Origin of the sequence: Saccharopolyspora rhizosphaerae (assembly GCF_003931915.1) — a bacterium.
Taxonomy (GTDB): domain Bacteria; phylum Actinomycetota; class Actinomycetes; order Mycobacteriales; family Pseudonocardiaceae; genus Saccharopolyspora; species Saccharopolyspora rhizosphaerae.
The window spans coordinates 341,440-361,738 of sequence record NZ_RSAA01000007.1 but is presented as its reverse complement, the minus strand read 5'-3'; the positions used below and the strand labels follow the sequence as shown (position 1 = coordinate 361,738).

Sequence of the window (20,299 nt, the reverse complement as noted above, 5' to 3'; positions counted from 1 at the left end):
GACGGAGGAGAGATGAGCGGCCACTCCAAGTGGGCCACCACCAAGCACAAGAAGGCCGCCGTCGATGCCAAGCGCGGCAAGCTCTTCGCGAAGCTGATCAAGAACATCGAGGTCGCCGCCCGCACCGGCGGTGGTGACCCGGAGGGCAACCCGACCCTCTACGACGCGATCCAGAAGGCCAAGAAGAACTCGGTCCCGATGGACAACGTCGAGCGCGCGCGCAAGCGCGGAGCTGGCGAAGAAGCGGGCGGCGCTGAGTGGCAGACGATCATGTACGAGGGCTACGGCCCCAACGGGGTCGCCGTGCTGGTGGAGTGCCTGACCGACAACCGCAACCGCGCGGCGGGCGAGGTCCGCACGGCCATGACCCGCAACGGTGGCTCGATGGCCGACGCCGGTTCGGTCGCCTACCTGTTCACCCGCCGCGGTGTGGTGCTGCTGCCCAAGAACGGCCTCAGCGAGGACGACGTGCTCGCGGCCGTCCTGGAGGCGGGTGCCGAGGAGATCAACGACCTCGGCGAGAGCTACGAGGTCCTGAGCGAGCCCTCGGACCTGGTCGACGTCCGCAAGGCGCTGCAGGCCGAGGGCATCGAGTACGACTCGGCGGAGGTCAACTGGCTGGCCTCGACCAACGTCGAGCTGGACGCCGAGGGCGCCCGCAAGATCTTCAAGCTGATCGACGCCCTGGAGGACTGCGACGACGTCCAGAACGTGTACGCGGCCTTCGACGTCAGCGACTCCGTCATGGCGGAGGTCAACGCCTGAGCTCGACGGCACGCCGGTCGGTGTGAGCGCAGCCCGCACGCGGCTGCTGCGGGCACCCGGCCCACCACGGTGCGCGAACCGCTCCCACGGTGCTTCCCGCGCGGAGGCGTCGGTGGGAGCGGTTCTTGCGGTGACGTGCAGAATGGCGCCGTGGTCGACACCGATGAATCACTGCGCAAGTGGATGGTCAACACCGCGGAGCAGCACGGCGCTGCGGTCATGCACGTGGCCGGCGACGACAACGGCCCGGCCTACGCCTTCTCGGTGGGCGCGTGGCGGCGCTTCGGCAAGCCTGAAGTGGTCGTGATCGGGCTGCCGCAGGACGTCGCGCACTCGGTGGTCAACACCTACGTGCAGCGCTCCGGTCAGGGGGAGCGCTTCCAGCCCGGCACCCTCTACGGAGGGTTCCTGCAGGGCTGTCCGGTGACCTTCGAGAAGGTCGCGCTGCAGCACTACCCGGAGTACCTGGGCTCGGCGTTCCTGGTCTACAACGGGCCCGACTTCCCGGCGGTGCAGCTGATCGCCTCCAGCCCCGACGAGGCGAAGTTCCCCTGGGATCCCGACGCCCCAGGCGGTTTCCGCGAGTACCAGCCGGTGTTGACCGACTCCGGCACGCCGGAGTCCTGGACCCCCGGTGTCGACGGACCCTGACCTCTCCCGGTGACCTGCCCTCTCCACCCGGCCGGGTGAGGGCGAAGGCGTGTCGGATGTGGTCGGTGGGACGCAGTTCGTTAGGGTTCGAACGAGTGTTCTTGGCGGCTTCGGCTTGGTGGGTGGCGTCGTGCGCGTGTTGGGAGTCGACCCGGGGCTGACCCGTTGCGGGCTCGGCGTGGTCGACGGCGGCAAGGGGCGCAGCGTTTCCTGCGTGGCCGTCGGGGTGGCGCGCAGTCCGCAGGAGGACGAGCTCGCCTCGCGCCTGATGGCGGTCTCCACCGAGGTCGAGCGCTGGCTCGACGTGCACCAGCCGCAGGTCGTGGCCATCGAGCGGGTGTTCAGCCAGCACAACGTGCGCACGGTGATGGGCACCGCGCAGGTGTCCGGCGTGGTCGCGCTCGCGGCCGCCCGCCGCGGCCTGCCGGTCGCCTTCCACACGCCGAGCGAGGTCAAGGCCGCCATCAGCGGTTCCGGCCGAGCCGACAAGAAGCAGGTCACCACGATGATCACCAAGATCCTCGGGCTGGCCGAAGCACCGAAACCGGCGGACGCGGCCGACGCGCTGGCCCTGGCCGTCTGCCACTTGTGGCGGGCACCGATGATGGACCGGCTGGCGCAGGCAGAGGCGCGGGCCGCCGAACTGGCGCGCAACCACCGCGCCAAGCTCAAAGCCGCCCGGGAGAGGTCGGCCCAGCAGAAGTCGGCAGGCCCGAAGGCGGCCCCGGAAACAGGAGGCAAGACCCGATGATCTCCACCGTGCGCGGACCGGTGCTGTCGATCGGTCTCGACCACGCCGTGGTCGAGGTCGGTGGCGTCGGCATGGCGGTGCACGCCACCCCGGGCACCCTCGCCGGGCTGCGCCGCGGCGAGGAGGCACGGCTGTGGACCTCGCTGGTGGTGCGCGAGGACTCGTTGACCCTCTACGGTTTCGCCGACGCCGAAGCCCGCGACCTGTTCGGCCTGCTGCAGACCGCCTCCGGCGTCGGCCCCCGGCTGGCCCTGGCCACGCTCGCGGTGCTCACGCCGGACCAGCTGTGCACGGCGCTGGCCGACGGCAACCTCACGGTGCTCACCCAGGTCCCGGGCATCGGCAAGAAGAGCGCCGAGCGGCTGATCCTCGAGCTGCGCGACAAGGTCACCGCTGTCGCCGGGACCACCGTCGAGCCGACGGCCACCGTCGACCGCGGCCGGGTCCGCAGCGAGGTCTCCGAAGCGCTGGTCGGCCTGGGCTTCTCGGCCAAGCAGGCCGACCAGAGCGTGGAGGCGGTGCTGGCCGACGGCGGCGGTGACCTGGACACCTCGGCCGTGCTGCGCAAGGCGCTGGCCACCCTCGGGCCCAAGTGAGGTAGCCGATGTACGAGGAAGAGGACTGGGCGTCGGTTCCGGCGGACTCCGTCTCGCTGGGTCCGCACGAGGACCCCGGCGACCGCGACGTCGAGACGACGCTGCGCCCGCGCAAGCTCAGCGAGTTCGTCGGCCAGGCGCGCGTGCGCGAACAGCTCGAGCTGGTGCTGCACGGTGCCCTGCGGCGCGGTGACCAGCCCGACCACGTCCTGTTCTCCGGTCCCCCCGGGCTGGGCAAGACGAGCCTGTCGATGATCATCGCCCAGGAGCTGGGGTCGGCCATCCGCGTCACTTCCGGGCCGGCGCTGGAGAAGCCCGGTGACCTGGCGGCGATGCTGTCCAACCTCACCGAGGGCGACGTCCTCTTCATCGACGAGATCCACCGGATCGCGCGACCGGCGGAGGAGATGCTGTACCTGGCGATGGAGGACTTCCGCGTCGACATCGTCGTGGGCAAGGGCCCCGGTGCCACCAGCATCCCGCTCGAGCTCGCGCCGTTCACGCTGGTCGGGGCCACGACCAGGTCCGGTGCGCTGACCGGGCCGCTGCGCGACCGGTTCGGCTTCACCGCGCACATGGAGTTCTACACGCCCGACGAACTCGACCAGGTGGTCCGCCGCTCGGCCGGGATCCTGGGCGTGGACCTGCGCGACGACGGCGCCGCCGAGATCGCGGCCCGCTCGCGCGGCACGCCGCGGATCGCCAACCGGCTGCTGCGCCGGGTCCGCGACTACGCGGAGGTCCGCGCCGAGGGCGCGGTGACCCGCGAGGTCGCCCGGGCCGCGCTGCAGGTCTACGACGTGGACGAGATGGGCTTGGACCGGCTGGACCGGGCGGTGCTGCGCGCGCTGATCAAGTCCTTCCACGGCGGCCCGGTGGGCATCTCCACGCTGGCCGTCGCCGTGGGTGAGGAACCCAGTACCGTGGAGGAGGTGTGCGAGCCGTACCTGGTCAGAGCCGGGTTCCTGGCCCGCACGCCCCGGGGTCGGGTAGCCACCGCGGCCGCCTGGTACCACCTGGGAATGACGCCTCCGGCCAACACACCGGGCGACGGTCCGCCAACGCTGTTCGAGCAGTGACCGAATGGTGACAATCCGCCGTTACGGTGGCGGCGGACCAGCCGAATGCCACGTGTCGACCTGGTACTCCCGCCGACCTGGCAGACTGGGGCTAGAACATCCGAACAAACCGGGCGCGGACTGCGTGGTTGGTCCTGTCGTGCGCCCGCTGAACGGAGCATGATGCAACTCCAATCCCTGATCCTGCCGCTGCTGATCGTCCTCCTGGCGGTGCCGCTGTTCCTGCAGGCCCGCAAGCAGAAGCGTGCGATGGCCGAGCAGCAGAAGCTGCAGAACTCGATCACCGCCGGCGACCGGGTGATGACGACCTCGGGTGTCTTCGGCACGGTCGTGTCCACCAGCGACGACACGATCGACATCGAAATCGCCCCGGGCATGACCACCACCTGGGTGCGCCAGGCGGTCCGCGAGAAGGTCGACACCGAGGCCGCCGAGGCCCCGGCCGCGGAGGCCTCCGCTGACGCGGCCGAGGGGACCGAGGTCGAGGGCACGACCGAGACCGAGGCCACCGACTCGGCCGAGAAGCAGAAGACCAGCTGACGCACCTGGTCGACCCGACGACGGGCTGCGCAGGAGCGGCCCGCCGGGGGATCGCACGTCGTCAGCGCGACGCGGGCACCGGGCCGAACGGCTCCGGTCCCGCGTCGCTGCGTTTCGGCCACCCCACGTAGTCGAGGCCCGGTTCCGGCCTGCGAGACTGGAGTGTCGAACGCGGTACGCGGTGGCGTGGCGAAGATCGCCACGAGATCGCATCGATGGGCGGAACGCGGTAGGAACCGGCGGTACGTTGTCGAGGCGGCACCGCTCGCCGCTCGCGCTCCCGGCCCCGGCCGGGTCGCGCGTCCGAACAGACCCTGAACAGGAGACCGACGCACCGTGGCACCTCCGGCCGGGCAGATGCGCCCAGGGCGTTATCTCGCGATCTTCGCGCTGATCGTGGTGGCGCTGTACTCACTGGTGTTCCTCACCGGCGATGGCAAGCCCAACCCGAAACTGGGCATCGATCTGCAGGGCGGGACGCGGGTCACGCTGACCGCGCGCACCCCGGACGGGCAGCCCCCCAGCAAGGAATCGCTGGACCAGGCGCGGCAGATCATCGAGACCCGCGTCAACGGCATGGGCATCGGTGGCTCCGAGGTCGCCCTCGACGGGTCGAACCTGGTCATCACGGTGCCCGGTGAGGGCGGCGAGCAGGCCAAGCAGCTCGGGCAGACGGCGGAGCTGAACTTCCGCAAGGTCGCCCAGCAGCTCCCGGCCACGCCGCCACCGGCTCCGACGCCTCCGCCGCCGGGCGATGCGCAGCAGGCGATCGCACAGGCGAAGTCGACCCGCCAGAGCACCGACCCGAACGTGCAGGTGCAGGCCGCCCAGTCGCTGGACTGCGCCGCCGAGGACCCGCTGCGCGGCAACGAGGACCCGACGCTGCCGCTCGTCACCTGCGACCGGGAGGGCACCGCCAAGTACGTCCTCGAGCCGGTGTTCCTGGAGGGCAAGGAGATCGCCGACGCGTCGGCCCAGCCGCCGAACCCGCAGGGCGGGCAGCCGGGCTGGACGGTCAGCCTGAACTTCAAGTCGGCCGGCGCCAAGACCTGGGCGGACTTCACCTCCGCCAACGTCGGCCAGCAGGCCGCCTTCGTGCTCGACAGCGAGGTGGTCTCGGCGCCCTCGATCAACGAGCCGCTGCTGGGCGGCAACGCCAGCATCAGCGGCCAGTTCAACCAGCAGTCGGCCACCGACCTGGCCAACATCCTCAAGTACGGCTCGCTGCCACTGGCCTTCGACCAGTCCGAGGCCGAAACGGTCTCCGCGACGCTCGGCGTCGCCTCGCTGGAGGCGGGATTGATCGCGGGCGGCATCGGTCTGCTGCTGGTGGCGGTCTACTGCCTGGCCTACTACCGGCTTCTGGGCGTGCTGACCGTGCTGTCGCTCGTGCTGTCCGCCGGCATCGTCTACGGCGTGCTGGTGCTGCTCGGGCGGTGGATCGGCTTCACCCTCGACCTCGCCGGTGTCGCCGGGTTCATCGTCGCCATCGGCATCACCGCCGACTCGTTCATCGTGTTCTTCGAGAGGCTCAAGGACGAGATCCGCGAGGGTCGCACCTTCCGCTCGTCGGTGCCCCGGGCGTGGGTCCGGGCGCGGCGCACGATCCTCTCCGCCGACGCGGTCAGCTTCCTGGCCGCCGCGGTGCTCTACGTGCTGGCCGTCGGCCAGGTGAAGGGCTTCGCGTTCACCCTCGGCATGTCCACCGTGCTCGACCTCGTGGTGGTCTTCCTGGTCACCCACCCGCTGGTTGCGCTGGCCTCGAGGAACAAGTTCTTGTCCAAGCCGTCGGTCTCCGGGCTGGGCGCCGTGCAGCGCCTCGGCGACCGGAACCGCGCCGCGCGCAAGGCCGCCGCGACCACCTCCAAGGAGGCGTGAAGGTGACGACTCCTAGCACTGAAGGGGCCCAGGAGCGCGAGAGCGTCTTCCACCGGCTCTACACCGGAACCGGTGCCTTCGACATCGTCGGCAAGCGTTCCCGCTGGTACATCGCGCTCGGACTGCTGGTGCTGGTGTGCCTCGGCGCGATCGGGTTCAAGGGGTTCAACCTCGGCATCGACTTCGAGGGCGGCACCAAGATCGCCATGCCGGCGGTCGGCGCCCAGGGGCCGATCGAGACCGACGAGGTGCAGTCCGCCTTCAGCGAGGCGGTCGGGCACCCGGCCGAGACCGTCCAGGTCGTGGGCGCCGGGGCGAACCAGAGCATCCAGATCCGCTCCTCGTCGCTGAACGTCGAGCAGGTCCTCGCGGTCAAGCAGTCGATCTTCGACCAGGTCCAGCCGTTGGACGCGGCGGGCAAGCCCAGCCAGCAGGTGATCAGCGACAGCGCGGTCTCCGGGACCTGGGGTGAGGAGATCACCACCCAGGCGCTGCTCGCCCTGGGCGTGTTCCTGGTGCTCGTGACGATCTTCCTGGCGTTCTACTTCGAGAAGTGGATGGCGGTGGCAGCGCTGATCGCGCTGCTGCACGACGTCGTGGTCACCGCGGGCATCTACTCGCTGCTGGGCTTCGAGGTCACGCCCAGCACCGTGATCGGTCTGCTGACGATCCTCGGCTTCTCGCTCTACGACACCGTGGTGGTCTTCGACAAGGTCAAGGAGAACACCCGGGGCCTGCTGAGCATGACCCGTCGCACCTACCCGGAGGCGGCGAACCTGGCGGTCAACCAGACGCTGATGCGCTCGATCAACACGTCGATCATCGCGCTGCTGCCGGTGCTCGGCCTGCTCGTGGTCGGTGCGGGTCTGCTCGGCGTGGGCGTGCTGCGCGACCTGGCGCTGGTGCAGATGGTCGGCATGATCGCCGGTGTCATCTCCTCGATCTACCTGGCGACGCCGCTGCTCGTGGACTTCAAGATGCGCGAGTCGAAGTACCGCTCGCACGCCAAGAAGGTCGAGCAGCGCCGGGCCAAGGCCGCCGCCCGCGAGGCCGGCGACGAGGTCCCGGAGGAAGAGTCCAAGCGCCCGGTCTCGGCCGGCGCGACGCGGCAGCAGTCCGCGGCGCGCCCGGCGGGCAAAGCCGCGCGCCCGAGCGGGAAGCGACGTCGTTGATGCCCGAGCACACCGCCGTCGAGGTCGTCGACGGTGACGACGTCGACCTGAAGAACTCGATCCGGTTGATCCGGGAGGTCCCCGACTTCCCGGAACCGGGCGTGCTGTTCCGCGACATCAGCCCGATGCTGGCCGACCCGGCCGCGCTGCGGGCGATCACCGACGCGCTGGGCCGGGGCCTGGAGTTCGACGTCGTCGCCGGTGTGGAGGCCCGCGGCTTCCTGCTCGGTGCCGCCGTCGCCCAGGCCCACGGCACCGGCGTGATCGGGCTGCGCAAGCCCGGCAAGCTCCCCGAGGTCGCCGACCGGATCTCCTACGAGCTGGAGTACGGCCACGCGACCTTGGAGCTGCCCGCCGACACGCTGCGCGCGGGTCAGCGCGTCCTCGTCGTGGACGACGTGCTGGCGACCGGCGGCACGCTCGGCGCGGCCTGCCGACTGGTCCGCCAGGCCGGTTCCGAGGTCACCGCGGCCACCGTGGTGATGGAGCTGGCGGCCCTCGGAGGTCGCGCGAAGGTCGACGGCGAGCACGTCCGAGCTCTGCTGCGCTCCTGAGGTCTCCGCAGTCCCACCGGAACCGCCCGGGGTGGTTCCGGTGGGAACTCTCACCGGAACGGTGTGGTCACACCTCCCCGCTCCCGCGCGTGGAGGTTCCCGGTGCGGACGTCACTCTCGGTGAGGTCCGCTCGGAATCGTCGAGCACCGCGCTGACCAGGAGCGACGGTCAACGGGTCCGAGGTGGGGCCGCCCCACGCGGCACTCCCACCACGCGTTCCGATCACCCCCGATGATCGGCGGGGCCGAACTCCTGAGGTCGTTTCGGCTGCAAGAGGTGACCGTTGGGCGTACGAACCACCACACCAGGGAAGGGCCGTTGACCCATCGGCGTTATTCTCAGTGTCCGGGTCCCCCGGACCTGGGATTGAGCAACGCCTGAGCCCGGGAGCGTGCGGTGAGCCACCACGTTGATTCTCCTTCGGCGACCGATCCGGTCGCCGAGCCGCGTGCGACCTCGGCCACGCGCCGAGTGCGCGCCAGACTGGCCAGGAGGATCACCGCCCAGCGCGCCGCCCAGGTCAAGCAGGTCCTGGAGCCGCTGGCCGCGGTCCACCGCGAGCTGCACCCGCAGGCCGACCTGACGCTGCTGCAGCGCGCCTACGACGTCGCGGAGGAGAAGCACCGCAGCCAGAAGCGGAAGTCCGGCGACCCCTACATCACGCACCCGCTGGCGGTGGCCACGATCCTGGCCGAGCTGGGCATGGACACCACCACGCTGGTCGCCGGCCTGCTGCACGACACCGTCGAGGACACCGAGTACTCGCTGGAGCGGCTGGGCAACGACTTCGGTGACGAGGTCGCCCACCTGGTGGACGGCGTCACCAAGCTGGACAAGGTCAAGCTGGGGGCGGCGGCCGAAGCCGAGACCATCCGCAAGATGATCATCGCGATGGCCCGCGACCCGCGGGTGCTGGTGATCAAGCTGTCGGACCGGCTGCACAACATGCGCACCATGCGCTTCCTGCCTCCGGAGAAGCAGGCCCGCAAGGCCCGCGAAACCCTGGAGGTGCTCGCGCCGCTGGCCCACCGCCTGGGGATGGCCACCATCAAGTGGGAGCTGGAGGACCTGGCCTTCGCCATCCTGCAGCCCAAGAAGTACGACGAGATCGTGCGCCTGGTGGCCAACCGAGCGCCGTCCCGCGACACCTACCTGCGCACGGTGATCGACGAGCTGTCCCAGCAGCTCGACACCGCGCGCCTGGGCGCGAAGGTCGAGGGCAGGCCGAAGCACTACTACTCGATCCACCAGAAGATGATCGTCCGGGGTCGCGACTTCGACGACATCCACGACCTGGTGGGCGTGCGGATCCTGGTCGACGAGATCCGCGACTGCTACGCGGCCATGGGTGTGGTGCACGCGCGGTGGCAGCCGATGCCCGGCCGCTTCAAGGACTACATCGCGCAGCCGCGCTTCGGCGTCTACCAGTCGCTGCACACCACGGTCATCGGCCCGGAGGGCAAGCCCCTCGAGGTGCAGATCCGCACCCACGAGATGCACCGCACCGCCGAGTACGGCATCGCCGCGCACTGGCGGTACAAGGAGACCAAGGGCCGCAACAGCGGTGGCGGCGTCGAGGTCGACGAGATGGCCTGGATGCGCCAGCTGCTGGACTGGCAGCGGGAGGCGGCCGACCCGGGCGAGTTCCTGGAGTCGCTGCGCTACGACCTGGCCACCCGTGAGATCTTCGTGTTCACGCCCAAGGGCGACGTGATCACGCTGCCGTCCGGCTCGACGCCGGTGGACTTCGCCTACGCCGTGCACACCGAGGTCGGGCACCGCTGCATCGGCGCGCGGGTCAACGGCCGGCTGGTGGCACTGGAGCGCAAGCTGGAGAACGGTGAGGTCGTCGAGATCTTCACCTCGAAGGCGGAGGGCTCCGGACCGAGCCGCGACTGGCTGTCCTTCGTCGCCTCGCCGCGCGCCAAGGCCAAGATCAAGCAGTGGTTCGCCAAGGAGCGCCGCGAAGAGGCCATCGAGAACGGCAAGGAGCTCATCACCAAGGAGATCCGCCGGCTCGGCCTGCCGGTGCAGCGCCTGGTCTCGGCCGAGGCGCTCGGCGCGGTGGCCCGCGAGCTGCACTACGTCGACGTCACCGCCCTGTACGCGGCGGTGGGGGAGAAGCAGCTCTCGGCGCAGCACCTGGTGAACCAGCTGGTGGCGCACATCGGCGGACCGGAGCAGGCCGCCGACCAGATCGCCGAGCGCTCCACGCCGTCCACGCTGGAAGGCGGCGGGCGGCGGCGCAGCAGCGGCGACTCCGGCGTGGTCGTCAAGGACGCCGGGGACGTGTGGGCGAAGCTCGCCCGCTGCTGCACGCCGGTTCCCGGCGACGAGATCCTCGGCTTCGTCACCCGCGGCGGGTGGGTCAGCGTGCACCGCACCGACTGCACCAACGCCGACGACCTGCGCAAGACCCCGGAGCGCCTGGTCGAGGTGCACTGGGCCCCGTCGTCGTCCTCGGTGTTCCTGGTGGCCATCCAGGTCGAGGCCCTGGACCGGCACCGCCTGCTGTCCGACGTGACGAAGGTGCTGGCCGACGAGCGGGTCAACATCCTCTCGGCATCGGTGACCACCTCGAAGGACCGGGTCGCGGTCAGCCGCTTCTCCTTCGAGATGGGCGACCCCAAGCACCTCGGCCACGTCCTCAAGGCCGTCCGCAACATCGAAGGCGTCTACGACGTCTACCGGGTCACCTCGGCCACCTGACCCGCCACCCCGAGCTGACCCGCCACCCCGAGCCGAAGCTCCTCCGGGTGGCCCTCCGGCCGAGGTCTCTCCGGGCCGGGTGCTGGTGTTGTCGGGCGGGCTTGAGAGGGCCGGCCCGCCACGTCAGCGGTCGTGGCCGGAGCACTCCGGTGATCGGGGACCGGACCACCGCGGTTCCCAGCGGCCTGGGTGCCGGGGTGTCCGGCTGAACGACCGGTCGAAGGCCGTCGACGCTGGTGTCGGGAGTCGGCCGATGGACATCACTTGGCCGGGCGGCTCACGTGGCGCAGCAGTGAGCGCCACGTGGCCGGTTTCTCCGGTGATGGGGGACCGGATGTCCGCGTCCTGATCACCGGAACGATCCGGGCGCACGACGACCAAGACAGGCGAAGAGGGGCACCGGTTCCGGTGGAACGGTGCCCCTCTTCGTGGTGGTTCGGACTCGGGCCGTCACGGCCGAGCCGGGTCAGGCTTGGACGGTGACCTTCGTGAAGGTGACCTTCTTGTTCGGGTGGCCGCCTCCTGCGGAGGCGAAGGCGTTGTCGTGGCCTGCGCGGGCGACGTCGTCGACGACCTTCAGGCCCTCCGGCGCGATCGTGCCGAAGACCGTGTAGTTCGGCGGCAGCGGCGCGTCGCCGAAGACCATGAAGAACTGGCTGCCGTTGGTGTTCGGGCCCGAGTTCGCCATCGCGAGGTAGCCGCGGCCGTACTGCAGCTCCGGGAAGGTCTCGTCGTCGAAGGCGTAGCCGGGGCCGCCGGTGCCCTGGCCGGTCGGGTCACCGCACTGCAGCATCTGCAGGCCCTCGGTGCTGATCCGGTGGCAGTCGGTGCCGTCGTAGAAGGACTGCTGGGCCAGGTGCACGAAACTGTTGACCGTGCAGGGCGCCAGCGAGCGGTCCAAGGTCAGCGGGATGGCGCCCTCGTTGGTCTCGATGGTGGCCTGCACGGTGCCCTTCGACGACACCTCGCCGCCGGCCGGGGGCTGCACCGGCTTGCTCGGCTGGCCGTCAGGGCGGTAGGTGCACGAGACCGGGTCGGCCAGCGGGGCCGGGCGCGCGGGCGGCGGCGCCAGTTCGGTCGGGATGGTGACCTCCGGCTGCGGCGGCTGCTGGGCAGCGGGCTGGCTCTCGCCGTCGCTGCGGCTGAAGTAGAAGACACCAACCACGATCGCGATGACCACGACGATCGTCGCTCCGATGGTGATCACCCGGCGTCGCTTGGCCTGTTCCGCACGGCGCTGCATCTGGCGTTCGAGCTTCCGCTTGGCTGCCTGACGACGCTGCTCGTTGCTGGGCACTTGCTCCCCTCCCCGCACTTCATGATCTGATGTTGTGCGGCGAGTTTATGAGGTGCCCCACGACCGCTTCCTGAGAGCCCGCACCGGTGTGCGCAGGCCGATCGGCGGCGGACGATAACCTGGGGTCGCCAATCCTCGACGAAAGGCCCTTCTGACGTGCTTGTCCTCGGGTTCCCGGTAGGACCGCTGCAGGCGAACTGCTACGTGCTCGCGCGTGCCGAAGGCGGACCCTGCGTGGTCGTCGACCCGGGGCAGGACGCCGTCGAACCGCTGGCCGAGCAGCTGGTCAAGCACCGGCTCACGCCCGCCGCCGTGCTGCTCACGCACGGGCACTTCGACCACGTGCTCTCGGCCGCGTCGATCTGCGCCGAGCACGACGCGCCCGTGCACGTCCACCCCACCGACCGGTTCATGCTCTCCGACCCGGGTGCCGCGCTGGGGCCCGCGGGCCGCCAGCTGTTCGGCGACGGGATCACCGCCGAGGAGCCGGCCGAGGTCCGCGAGATCGCCGGCGGCGACGTGCTGGAACTGGCGGGGCTGAGCTTCGACGTCACGCACAGCCCGGGCCACACCGGCGGATCGGTGCTGTTCGGCGTCGGCACCGAGGAGGGCGGGCGGCTGCTGCTGTCCGGCGACACCCTCTTCGCCGGCGCCATCGGGCGCACCGATCTGCCCGGCGGCGACCACGGTCAGATGCTGCACTCGCTGAGCACGAAGGTGCTGCCGCTGGACGACGAGACCGTCGTGCTGCCGGGCCACGGACCCACCACCACCATCGGGCGCGAGCGCGCGGGCAACCCGTTCCTGCAGGAACTGCCCGCTTCCGACGCCCACTGACGAGGACGAATCACACCCTGATGAGCACGTTCAACGCCCCCAAGGGCATCCCGGAGTACTTCCCGCCGGACTCGGCGGGCTTCCTCGCCGTGCGCGACACCCTGTCCGAGGCCGCGCGCCGCGCGGGCTACGGCTACATCGAGCTGCCGCTGTTCGAGGACACCTCGCTGTTCGCGCGTGGTGTCGGTGAGTCGACCGACGTGGTCAGCAAGGAGATGTACACCTTCGCCGACCGGGGCGGGCGTTCGGTGACGCTGCGCCCGGAGGGCACGGCCGGCGTGATGCGCTCCGTCATCGAGAACGGCCTCGACCGCGGCCAGCTGCCGGTCAAGCTGTACTACAGCGGCGCGTTCTTCCGCTACGAGCGCCCGCAGGCCGGCCGCTACCGGCAGCTGCAGCAGGTCGGCGTGGAGGCCATCGGCGTGGACGACCCGGCGCTGGACGCCGAGGTCATCGCCATCGCCGACGAGGGCTACCGGCGGCTGGGCCTCACCGGGCACCGGATCGAGCTGACCTCGCTGGGCGACAGCACCTGCCGGCCCGCCTACCGCGCGAAGCTGCAGGAGTTCCTCCGCGGGCTGCCGCTGGACGAGGACACCCAGCAGCGCGCCGAGCTCAACCCGCTGCGGGTGCTCGACGACAAGCGGCCCGAGGTCCGCGAGGTGGTCGCGGACGCGCCGCTGATGGTCGACCACCTCTCGGCCGACGCCAAGGAGCACTACGAGGCCGTCAAGGCGCACCTGGTGGACCTCGGTGTGGAGTTCGTGGAGAACCCGCGGCTGGTGCGCGGTCTGGACTACTACACGAAGACGACCTTCGAGTTCGTGCACGACGGGCTCGGCGCGCAGTCCGGCATCGGCGGCGGTGGCCGCTACGACGGGCTGATGGCGGAGCTCGGCGGCCAGGAGCTGTCGGGCATCGGTTTCGGCCTCGGTGTGGACCGCACGCTGCTGGCCTGCCAGGCCGAGGGGCTCTCGGTCGGCGACCTGGCCCGCTGCGACGTCTACTGCGTGCCGATGGGCGAGACCGCCAAGCGCAAGCTGGTCGCCGCGGCAGGCGGCTTGCGGGCGCACGGCATCCGGGTCGACCTGTCCTACGGCGGCAAGGGCCTCAAGGGCGCGATGAAGGCCGCCGACCGCTCCGGCGCCCGGTTCGCGCTGGTCCTGGGCGAGCGCGACCTGGAGACGGGCACCGCGCAGCTCAAGGAGCTGGCGACCGGTGAGCAGCGCGAGGTGCCGCTGGAGTCGCTGGTCGACGACGTGCGCGCGGCGGTCGCGGAGCGCCGATGAGCGACGGCGAGTCGGTGTCGCTGGACCTGCTGGACCGGCGCACCGTGCGGGTCCGGGCGCGCAACGTGGCGATCGCGGCGGTCATCGTGGCCGCCGCGCTCGGCGGCGTCGTCAGCCTCTTCGCGGGGCCGGTCGGGTTCCTGACGACCCTGGTGATCGTCGCGCTGCCGCTGCTCCTGCTGGCCTGGACCGAGTCGCGCAAGACGATCACGCTGCGCGGCCACGAGGTCGTGGCCCGCGCGCTGGGCAACCGGGTGGTCGACGTGCACCGCGCGACCCGGCTGGAGCTGTTCGTCACCGACATGCGCGGTGCCCGCACCATCAACGTGCTCATCGGTGGTGCGCCCAAGGGCAAGGCGATCAGCGTGTCGCTGGCGATGTACGCCGGCACGGGTGGTCGAGAGCTCGACATCATCGCGCTGCGCCGACTCGCCGACGCGCTGGCGGGCAACGAGGACACCCGCGGCCTGGTGCTCTCGCAGCTCACCGTGGCCCAGCTCCGCGCGGAAGCCCGCGGGGAGCCGCGACCGAACCGCCCGCTCTACCAGCTCGCGTCCCTGGCACCGCAAGGGCGCATGGCCCAGCGCCTCCAACCCGACGCGGTCGCCAAGTTCGTCGCCGCCCTCTGACGCCACCCGCCCGAGCGGGTCGGCGCAGGTCCTCCGCCGATCCGCCACCAGGCGAACGCCCTTCCCGCGCGGGACTCACGGGACTGGCGGAATCTCGCGACTTCGGGCGCCCGCGACCCCACACACGCGAACACCTCGTGGTCCCCGGGGCGTTCGTCGAGTTCAGGGCGCTGCTGGTCGAACTTCGCGCGAGGTTCCTGCCCGTGGTGGGGGGCTCGAACCCCGCGGGAAGTTCGGGTGGCCTCCGTGCCCCGACGTGCGCGGGCGCTTCGTGCACCCCGGCGTGTCCGTCGAGTTCAGGGCGCTGCTGGTCAAACTTCGGGCGAGGTTCCGGCGCATGGTGGGGGCTCGAACCTCGCGCGAGGTTCGGGCCCGTGGTGGGGGGTTCGAACCCCGCGGGAAGTTCGGGTGGCCTCCGTGCCCCGACGTGCGCGGGCGCTTCGTGGTTCCGGCGTGTCTGTCGAGGGCAGAGCGGTGGCGGTCGAAGTTCGCGCGAAGTTCGAAGGGGGTCGGGCGAAGTTCCCGCGCGACGTTGTGGTCCTGGGCTTTCGCGCTGGCCTGAGAGGCTGGCGGACTCGTGAGGGCTCGTCGTTGCGCTTGGCCGCCGGTGTGGGGGTCAGGGGCGGTCCAGGGCGGTGAGGAGGAGTCTGGCCGTGTGGTCGAGCTGGGACGTGGTCCCGGCGAGGCGCTCGACGTCGGGTTCCAGGACTCGCAGGTCGCAGGCGAGGTGGACGACTTGCTCGTGCAGGGCGCGCAGCTGGTCGTTCACCGGTCCCAGGTCATTCCTGCGGTCGGCCAGCTCGCGCAACGCGTCCCGGGTCTCGGCGAGGGTGTCCGCGAGCGGACCGAGCTGCTCCAGCGCGACGACCAGGCGGGGCAGGGAGTGGATCGCGGCGAGCACGGCCGTCGTCTCACGGAGCACCGCTCCGCCGAGGGACGTCATGCCGCCGAGCACACGTCCGGGGACGCTCAGGACGTTGCCGAACGCGGGTAACGGCGTGGACATGCCCGCCAGTCTGCTGCAGGTCGGGCCGGCCGCGCAGCCCTACCTGGCTCCAGGTGCACCCGATCGCCGCTGGTCTTCCGCTCGTTCGGGAACCGCTCCAGGGGAGGCGGGTTCGCGGATCGCCACCAGAGCCGCGATGGCCGTCGTGATGGGCACGGCCGCGACGAGGCCGATGCTGCCGACGAGGGTCCGCACGACCTCCTGCGCCACGGCCTGGGAGCTCACGATCTGCCCGAAGGTCCGGCCGGACAGCGTGTAGGCCAGCAGCATCGGCAGCGCCGCACCGGCGTAGGCGAGCACGAGGGTGTTGACGGCCGAGGACACGTGGTCGCGGCCGATGCGCAGGCCGGCGCCGTAGAGCTGGCGCCAGGTCAGCGTCGGGTTCGCCGCCCGCAGCTCCCACACCGCGCTGGTCTGGGTGACCGTGACGTCGTCGAGGACGCCGAGCGCGCCGATGACGATCCCGGCCAGCAGCAGCCCGCGCGCGTCGATGGGCGCGCCCAGCGCTCCCATCAGGCTGGAGGTGTGCTCGTCGAGCCCGGTCAGGCTGGTGGCTGCGGTGAACGCGCTGCTCAGCAGGCCGATCAGGGACAAGCTCAGCAGCGTGCCCAGCACGGCCGTGGAGGTCCGAGCGGAGAACCCGTGCGTGAGGTACAGGACGATGAACATGGTCAGCCCGGCACCGACCACCGCGACCAGCAGCGGGTCCTGCCCGGCGAGGATCGCGGGCAGCACGAAACCGACCAGCGTCACCAGGCTCAGCCCCAACCCGACCAGCGCGGCCAAGCCCTGCCAGCGTCCGAGCACGAGCACAGCTCCGGCGAAGACCAGCGCCAGCACCATCAGCGGTGTCCCGCGCTGGAAGTCCACGACCTCGAACGACGTGGGTTCGTCGGGGTACTCCCCGGCGTAGGAGAGCACGACCTGGTCGCCGACGGCGAAGCGCGGTGTGCCCGGGTCGGTGGGCATGACCTGCTCGATGGTCTGGCCGGGCCGGGGGCCGTCCTGCATCTTCACCGCCAGCTTCACGCAGCCCTGTCCGGACTCGCTCTCACTGCACGAGGCGGCTCCGGCGGAGACGACTTCGCCGTTGACCGGGTACTGCCCGAAACCGAGGTCGGCGCCGGTCTTCTGCACGTGACCCCACGGGTAGAGCACGACGATGCCGACGACCGTGGCGAGCGCGAACGGGATCAGCAGCGCCGCCAGCAACCGCTTGACCTGGTCCGACGCCGGGGCGGCCGAACCGTGACCGTGACCGTGACCGTGACCGCGCCGCGGTTCGGCGGGTTCGTCCCAGCGCCGATGCGAGCGCGGTTCCTCCTGCGGTTCCTCCGGCGGGGCCGGCGGAGGGGCAACGGCGGGGCGCGGCGGCCTGGTGCGCTGCGCCTCCGGTCGCCGCGGCGGGTTCTGCCGGGTGGGCGGTGCGTCCCGGGGCGGCTGGGGTGGCCGGCGGCCGGGCTGCTGCTGCGGTGGCGGCTGCTGCCGCGCGCCCTGTCCCGGCTGTCGATGGCGCGGCCGACGTCCGGGAATCTCGGGTGGCTCGGTCACCCGATGATTATGGAGGTCGCCGCTGCGGTTCCCGGGACCCCGTCGATCACGCGCGCGGGACGTACCCACCCGGGTGGCCACGCCCGCGAGCGTGCAGCAAGCCCGACCGGAGGTGGAGGTGGGTCAGCCCTCGGCGGCCGGGGCGCCCAACCGTTGCTCCGCACGGGAGTTGTGGCGCGAAACCCGAACCTTCTCGGTCGCCTCGGCCAGTCCGAACGCGGGCATGTTGACGTAGACCGCCTCCGCGTTTCCCGGTCTCACCACGTAGGTCTCGTGCCAGATGCCGACCGCGCTGGATCTGGCCACGCGCTGGTAGAACCTCCGCCACGCGGGCCGGTGCGGCGCGTCCTCGTCGGCGGCGAAGCGCAGGAGGTCGTCGGTGCTGCGCCAGTAGGCGACCTGCATGGTGGTGCGGCCGAACCAGTTCCGCGCCTTGATCATGCCGCTCTCCGGGTGCTTGGCCAGGTAGGCGAGCATGCCGCCCATCGCGGCGGCCACGAACACCCACTGGTCGATGCGCCACGGCTTGTTGATCCGCATGCCGATCAGGAACAGCACCACGCCGTCGTGGTCGTCCAGGTTCGCCGTCCATCGTCCTCGATCGATCGGTGTCATCGTGCGCGTCCTCTCCAGAGGGTTTGCGAACACTGTTATAAAACACCGTTACGGTACGGTGGGCAAGTGCCCAGACCGAGGATCCACGACGAGAAGCTGCGCAACCGGCTGCTGGACGAAGCGGGGCGGCTGCTTGCCGCCGAAGGGCCGGCCTCCCTCTCGCTGCGTCGAGTGGCCGCCGACGCCGGCACCTCCACCTCGGCCGTCTACACCCTGTTCGGGGGGAAGTCGGAGCTGATCCGCGCGGTCTTCCTCGAGGCGGCCCTGCGGTTCGGCGAGGTGCTGGCGACCGTGGAGCGCAGCGACGACCCGGTCGAGGACCTGCTGAGGCTGGGGGTGGCCTACCGCGAGTTCGCCGTGGCCCATCCGAACTTGTACGCGGTGCTGTTCTCGCGGCCCTTGCCGGAGTTCGAGCCCGACGAGGAGGCCAAGCGCGAGTCGCTGGGCAACTTCACGCCGTTGGCCGAGATGGTGCGCGCCGCGATCGACGCGGGTCGGATCGACGGCGAACCGGAGGCCGTCGCGATGGGCCTGTGGGCGATCGTGCACGGCCTGGTGACCCTCGAGCTGCACAGGAACCTGCCCGAGGGGCTCGACCCCGCGTCCCAGTACGAGGAAGTGCTCCGGCGCACCTTGCGCGGCTGGTTGGCGTGAGGGTTCGAAGCTGGTGATCACAGCCGTTGATCATCACTCATCCGCGCTTCGAGCGCATGGCCGTGACGTGGCTGAGGGTCGGGTCGTCGGCGAACTTCCGGTACTCGGGTGATCCGGCTGGGACGAGGGCGACCCGGCCTTCGGCGTCGCAGTGCACTCCCCAGCCGTAGCGCTTGGCCAGCGGCGAGGCGCGCAGGCACGGCTGGCCCTTGGCGAAGAACTCCTCGCGGCTCAGGCCCCGCCGCCGACCGTTCGACTCGTAGACCACGTCGTCGGAGGTGTGCTGGTACGGCGCCGCGATGAGCATGTCGTACTGGATGCGGGCCACCGACGGCGGTTCGCGCAGCGGCGGCTCTGCGCCCTGCGCCACCGGACAGTCGTCGGCCACCGCGATGAACGTCGCGGTGTAGTTCGTCGTGTGCGTCCCCATGACGGGAATGTACGACCGGGCACCGACGAAGTCCCGCTGTCAGCGCTTGCGGGCCCACCGCCGTGCGGCGTCCTGGTGCGCTCGCCGGAGGAGGTCGATCGCCAGGTCGTGCGTGCGGGGGCCCGGATTGGTGATCGACACCCAGCCGAGAGCCCGGTAGACGGGGTGGCCGAAGACGACGTCGGTCGCGGTGAGGTCTCGCTCCTGCGGTTCCTCCCTCGGGTCCTCGCCGGTCAGCTCGGTGTGCTTGCCGACGTGGACGTTCAACCGTTGGCGTCCGGGTCGTCGAGGTCGCAGCGGTCGTCACCGAGGTAGTTCTTCGTGATGACCGTGGCGTAGGGCTGTGGGCGCTGGGGCACCTGGCCGTCCGGCGCGTAGTAGAAGAAGGTCACCCCAGGCGATCTCCGGGTCCGCGTCGCCCTCGGCCGGGGCGAGTTCGAGCACGCCGACGAAAGACCGGACGACGTCGAGGATCTGCTCCGTGCTCATGGTTCAAGCATGAGGTTGAAGCGCTGGTGGAGGGTTCGTTGGGCGCGTCGATGAGCACCGCTGCGGTCGCGGAGGCCTCCGGGTACTCGGTCCAGCAAGTCCGCAACCTCGAGCACCAGGGCGTCCTCCCTCCCGCCACTCGGGCCCGAAACGGGTACCGGACGTTCTCCGAGGAGCACCTGCGCGCGCTTCGCGCCTACCGCGGTCTCGCGGTCGCGGTGGGGCCCGTGGAGGCGCGGCGGGCTATGCGCGACCTCCGGCGAACACCGTCGGTGGAGGGCGCGGCGCTGATCAGCTCCTTCCACGAGCGGCTCCACCGCGACCGCGAACAGGCCCTGACCACACGTCGAGGGCTGGAGGTCATCCAGTCGGAGGCCGACACCGATGCCGAGCCCGTCGACTCGGACGCGATGACGATCGAGCTCGCACAAGCGCTGGGAGTCAGGTCCTCGGCCCCTGCGGTTCTGGGAGAGCGAAGGCCTGGTCGCCCCGGGCAGGAGCACCACCCCGGCCGGCACGGCCCGGCGCTAAGACCTCACCGCGATCCGGGAAGCGCATCACCGCCGTGCTGCGAGCCGGGGGCTACCGCATCCCCGACGTGCGCGCCGCGATCACCGCGCTCCGCGAGCTCGGCGATGTGAGCCGGTCCCTGGCCGCGCTCGACGCCCGGTTGGACGCCATCGCACAACGCACGCTCGCGCTCCTGCGGGTGGGAGAACTGCTCGCGGAGATCATCGAGTCCTCGTGAGGTCACTCGACCAGGTCCGCCGAGCGCCGATCCCGCTGTGAGCGCGCGGGCTGCGCCC

At 70.9% G+C, this 20,299-nt stretch carries 21 protein-coding genes and 1 pseudogene; 16 read left to right on the top strand and 6 right to left on the bottom strand.

What is annotated here, in order from left to right; genetic code table 11:
- Nucleotides 1-12: 12 nt before the first annotated feature.
- The 10 genes from EIL87_RS08340 to EIL87_RS08295 all read left to right on the top strand — a co-directional run bounded on the left by EIL87_RS08340 (nucleotide 13) and on the right by EIL87_RS08295 (nucleotide 10,696).
- Entirely contained in the window at nucleotides 13-765 is a 753-nt protein-coding gene (locus tag EIL87_RS08340) for a YebC/PmpR family DNA-binding transcriptional regulator (RefSeq protein ID WP_125089585.1), read from the top strand.
- Nucleotides 766-948: 183 nt separating this feature from the next.
- Entirely contained in the window at nucleotides 949-1,416 is a 468-nt protein-coding gene (locus EIL87_RS08335) for a DUF4262 domain-containing protein (RefSeq protein WP_125089781.1), read from the top strand.
- Between the two features lie 130 nt (nucleotides 1,417-1,546).
- Nucleotides 1,547-2,167: a crossover junction endodeoxyribonuclease RuvC gene (gene ruvC, locus EIL87_RS08330; protein WP_125089584.1), complete on the top strand. Its 621-nt coding sequence runs from the start codon at nucleotides 1,547-1,549 to the stop codon at nucleotides 2,165-2,167.
- Nucleotides 2,164-2,763, top strand: a complete 600-nt coding sequence (ruvA, locus tag EIL87_RS08325) for a Holliday junction branch migration protein RuvA (RefSeq protein ID WP_125089583.1) — start codon at nucleotides 2,164-2,166, stop codon at nucleotides 2,761-2,763. The genes ruvC and ruvA overlap by 4 nt, the downstream gene beginning before the upstream one ends.
- Before the next feature lie 8 nt (nucleotides 2,764-2,771).
- On the top strand, nucleotides 2,772-3,842 hold the full coding sequence (gene ruvB, locus EIL87_RS08320) for a Holliday junction branch migration DNA helicase RuvB (RefSeq protein WP_125089582.1): 1,071 nt from the start codon (nucleotides 2,772-2,774) through the stop codon (nucleotides 3,840-3,842).
- A 162-nt stretch (nucleotides 3,843-4,004) separates the two neighbouring features.
- Nucleotides 4,005-4,382: a preprotein translocase subunit YajC gene (yajC, locus tag EIL87_RS08315; protein ID WP_125089780.1), complete on the top strand. Its 378-nt coding sequence runs from the start codon at nucleotides 4,005-4,007 to the stop codon at nucleotides 4,380-4,382.
- Between the two features lie 336 nt (nucleotides 4,383-4,718).
- Entirely contained in the window at nucleotides 4,719-6,260 is a 1,542-nt protein-coding gene (gene secD / locus EIL87_RS08310; protein WP_125089581.1) for a protein translocase subunit SecD, read from the top strand.
- On the top strand, nucleotides 6,257-7,432 hold the full coding sequence (secF, locus tag EIL87_RS08305) for a protein translocase subunit SecF (RefSeq protein ID WP_125089580.1): 1,176 nt from the start codon (nucleotides 6,257-6,259) through the stop codon (nucleotides 7,430-7,432). The genes secD and secF overlap by 4 nt, the downstream gene beginning before the upstream one ends.
- A complete protein-coding gene (locus EIL87_RS08300) occupies nucleotides 7,432-7,986 on the top strand; it encodes an adenine phosphoribosyltransferase (RefSeq protein ID WP_125089579.1) in 555 nt (184 codons plus the stop codon). The genes secF and EIL87_RS08300 overlap by 1 nt, the downstream gene beginning before the upstream one ends.
- Nucleotides 7,987-8,383: 397 nt before the next feature.
- Entirely contained in the window at nucleotides 8,384-10,696 is a 2,313-nt protein-coding gene (locus EIL87_RS08295) for a RelA/SpoT family protein (protein ID WP_125089578.1), read from the top strand.
- Between the two features lie 466 nt (nucleotides 10,697-11,162).
- Here the strand turns inward: EIL87_RS08295 and EIL87_RS08290 are convergent, their stop codons facing one another.
- Nucleotides 11,163-11,993 (bottom strand): peptidylprolyl isomerase, encoded by an 831-nt coding sequence (locus tag EIL87_RS08290; protein ID WP_125089577.1) that lies wholly within the window; start codon nucleotides 11,991-11,993, stop codon nucleotides 11,163-11,165.
- A 156-nt stretch (nucleotides 11,994-12,149) separates the two neighbouring features.
- Here EIL87_RS08290 and EIL87_RS08285 point away from each other — a divergent pair, with 156 nt between their 5' ends.
- The 3 genes from EIL87_RS08285 to EIL87_RS08275 are packed head-to-tail and all read left to right on the top strand — an operon-like array spanning nucleotide 12,150 to nucleotide 14,748.
- Entirely contained in the window at nucleotides 12,150-12,830 is a 681-nt protein-coding gene (locus tag EIL87_RS08285) for an MBL fold metallo-hydrolase (protein WP_125089576.1), read from the top strand.
- A gap of 20 nt (nucleotides 12,831-12,850) precedes the next feature.
- On the top strand, nucleotides 12,851-14,119 hold the full coding sequence (gene hisS / locus EIL87_RS08280) for a histidine--tRNA ligase (protein WP_125089575.1): 1,269 nt from the start codon (nucleotides 12,851-12,853) through the stop codon (nucleotides 14,117-14,119).
- Nucleotides 14,116-14,748: a hypothetical protein gene (locus EIL87_RS08275; protein ID WP_125089574.1), complete on the top strand. Its 633-nt coding sequence runs from the start codon at nucleotides 14,116-14,118 to the stop codon at nucleotides 14,746-14,748. The genes hisS and EIL87_RS08275 overlap by 4 nt, the downstream gene beginning before the upstream one ends.
- Before the next feature lie 616 nt (nucleotides 14,749-15,364).
- On the opposite strand, the gene EIL87_RS08270 is transcribed toward EIL87_RS08275, so the two are convergent.
- The 3 genes from EIL87_RS08270 to EIL87_RS08260 form a co-directional block, all read right to left on the bottom strand.
- A complete protein-coding gene (locus tag EIL87_RS08270) occupies nucleotides 15,365-15,754 on the bottom strand; it encodes a hypothetical protein (RefSeq protein ID WP_125089573.1) in 390 nt (129 codons plus the stop codon).
- A 39-nt stretch (nucleotides 15,755-15,793) separates the two neighbouring features.
- Nucleotides 15,794-17,305 carry a YibE/F family protein gene (locus EIL87_RS08265; protein ID WP_233576101.1) on the bottom strand — a complete coding sequence of 504 codons (1,512 nt, stop codon included), beginning with the start codon at nucleotides 17,303-17,305 and terminating at the stop codon, nucleotides 15,794-15,796.
- A gap of 123 nt (nucleotides 17,306-17,428) precedes the next feature.
- A complete protein-coding gene (locus EIL87_RS08260; RefSeq protein WP_125089572.1) occupies nucleotides 17,429-17,920 on the bottom strand; it encodes a DUF4188 domain-containing protein in 492 nt (163 codons plus the stop codon).
- Between the two features lie 66 nt (nucleotides 17,921-17,986).
- Here EIL87_RS08260 and EIL87_RS08255 point away from each other — a divergent pair, with 66 nt between their 5' ends.
- Entirely contained in the window at nucleotides 17,987-18,574 is a 588-nt protein-coding gene (locus EIL87_RS08255; RefSeq protein WP_125089571.1) for a TetR/AcrR family transcriptional regulator, read from the top strand.
- Nucleotides 18,575-18,611: 37 nt separating this feature from the next.
- On the opposite strand, the gene EIL87_RS08250 is transcribed toward EIL87_RS08255, so the two are convergent.
- Nucleotides 18,612-19,004, bottom strand: a complete 393-nt coding sequence (locus EIL87_RS08250; RefSeq protein WP_125089570.1) for a DUF6157 family protein — start codon at nucleotides 19,002-19,004, stop codon at nucleotides 18,612-18,614.
- A 39-nt stretch (nucleotides 19,005-19,043) separates the two neighbouring features.
- A pseudogene (locus tag EIL87_RS27390) lies at nucleotides 19,044-19,363 on the bottom strand (DUF6194 family protein).
- 180 nt (nucleotides 19,364-19,543) lie between these two features.
- On the opposite strand from EIL87_RS27390, the gene EIL87_RS27930 reads away from it, so the two are divergent.
- Complete coding sequence (locus tag EIL87_RS27930; protein WP_407690525.1) at nucleotides 19,544-20,134, top strand: MerR family transcriptional regulator; 591 nt, start codon at nucleotides 19,544-19,546, stop codon at nucleotides 20,132-20,134.
- Nucleotides 20,059-20,241: a MerR family transcriptional regulator gene (locus EIL87_RS27025; protein ID WP_199740332.1), complete on the top strand. Its 183-nt coding sequence runs from the start codon at nucleotides 20,059-20,061 to the stop codon at nucleotides 20,239-20,241. The genes EIL87_RS27930 and EIL87_RS27025 overlap by 76 nt, the downstream gene beginning before the upstream one ends.
- The last annotated feature ends 58 nt before the right edge of the window (nucleotides 20,242-20,299 follow it).

What these genes read in the sequence shown, in the direction of transcription:
- EIL87_RS08250 (WP_125089570.1), bottom strand. Translation starts at nt 19,004, where the DNA reads ATGGGGACGCACACGACGAACTACACCGCGACGTTCATCGCGGTGGCC.
- EIL87_RS08300 (WP_125089579.1), top strand. Translation starts at nt 7,432, where the DNA reads ATGCCCGAGCACACCGCCGTCGAGGTCGTCGACGGTGACGACGTCGAC.
- EIL87_RS08340 (WP_125089585.1), top strand. Translation starts at nt 13, where the DNA reads ATGAGCGGCCACTCCAAGTGGGCCACCACCAAGCACAAGAAGGCCGCC.
- ruvB (WP_125089582.1), top strand. Translation starts at nt 2,772, where the DNA reads ATGTACGAGGAAGAGGACTGGGCGTCGGTTCCGGCGGACTCCGTCTCG.
- yajC (WP_125089780.1), top strand. Translation starts at nt 4,005, where the DNA reads ATGCAACTCCAATCCCTGATCCTGCCGCTGCTGATCGTCCTCCTGGCG.
- ruvA (WP_125089583.1), top strand. Translation starts at nt 2,164, where the DNA reads ATGATCTCCACCGTGCGCGGACCGGTGCTGTCGATCGGTCTCGACCAC.
- hisS (WP_125089575.1), top strand. Translation starts at nt 12,851, where the DNA reads ATGAGCACGTTCAACGCCCCCAAGGGCATCCCGGAGTACTTCCCGCCG.
- EIL87_RS27930 (WP_407690525.1), top strand. Translation starts at nt 19,544, where the DNA reads ATGAGCACCGCTGCGGTCGCGGAGGCCTCCGGGTACTCGGTCCAGCAA.
- EIL87_RS08275 (WP_125089574.1), top strand. Translation starts at nt 14,116, where the DNA reads ATGAGCGACGGCGAGTCGGTGTCGCTGGACCTGCTGGACCGGCGCACC.
- EIL87_RS08260 (WP_125089572.1), bottom strand. Translation starts at nt 17,920, where the DNA reads ATGACACCGATCGATCGAGGACGATGGACGGCGAACCTGGACGACCAC.
- EIL87_RS08335 (WP_125089781.1), top strand. Translation starts at nt 949, where the DNA reads ATGGTCAACACCGCGGAGCAGCACGGCGCTGCGGTCATGCACGTGGCC.
- EIL87_RS08270 (WP_125089573.1), bottom strand. Translation starts at nt 15,754, where the DNA reads ATGTCCACGCCGTTACCCGCGTTCGGCAACGTCCTGAGCGTCCCCGGA.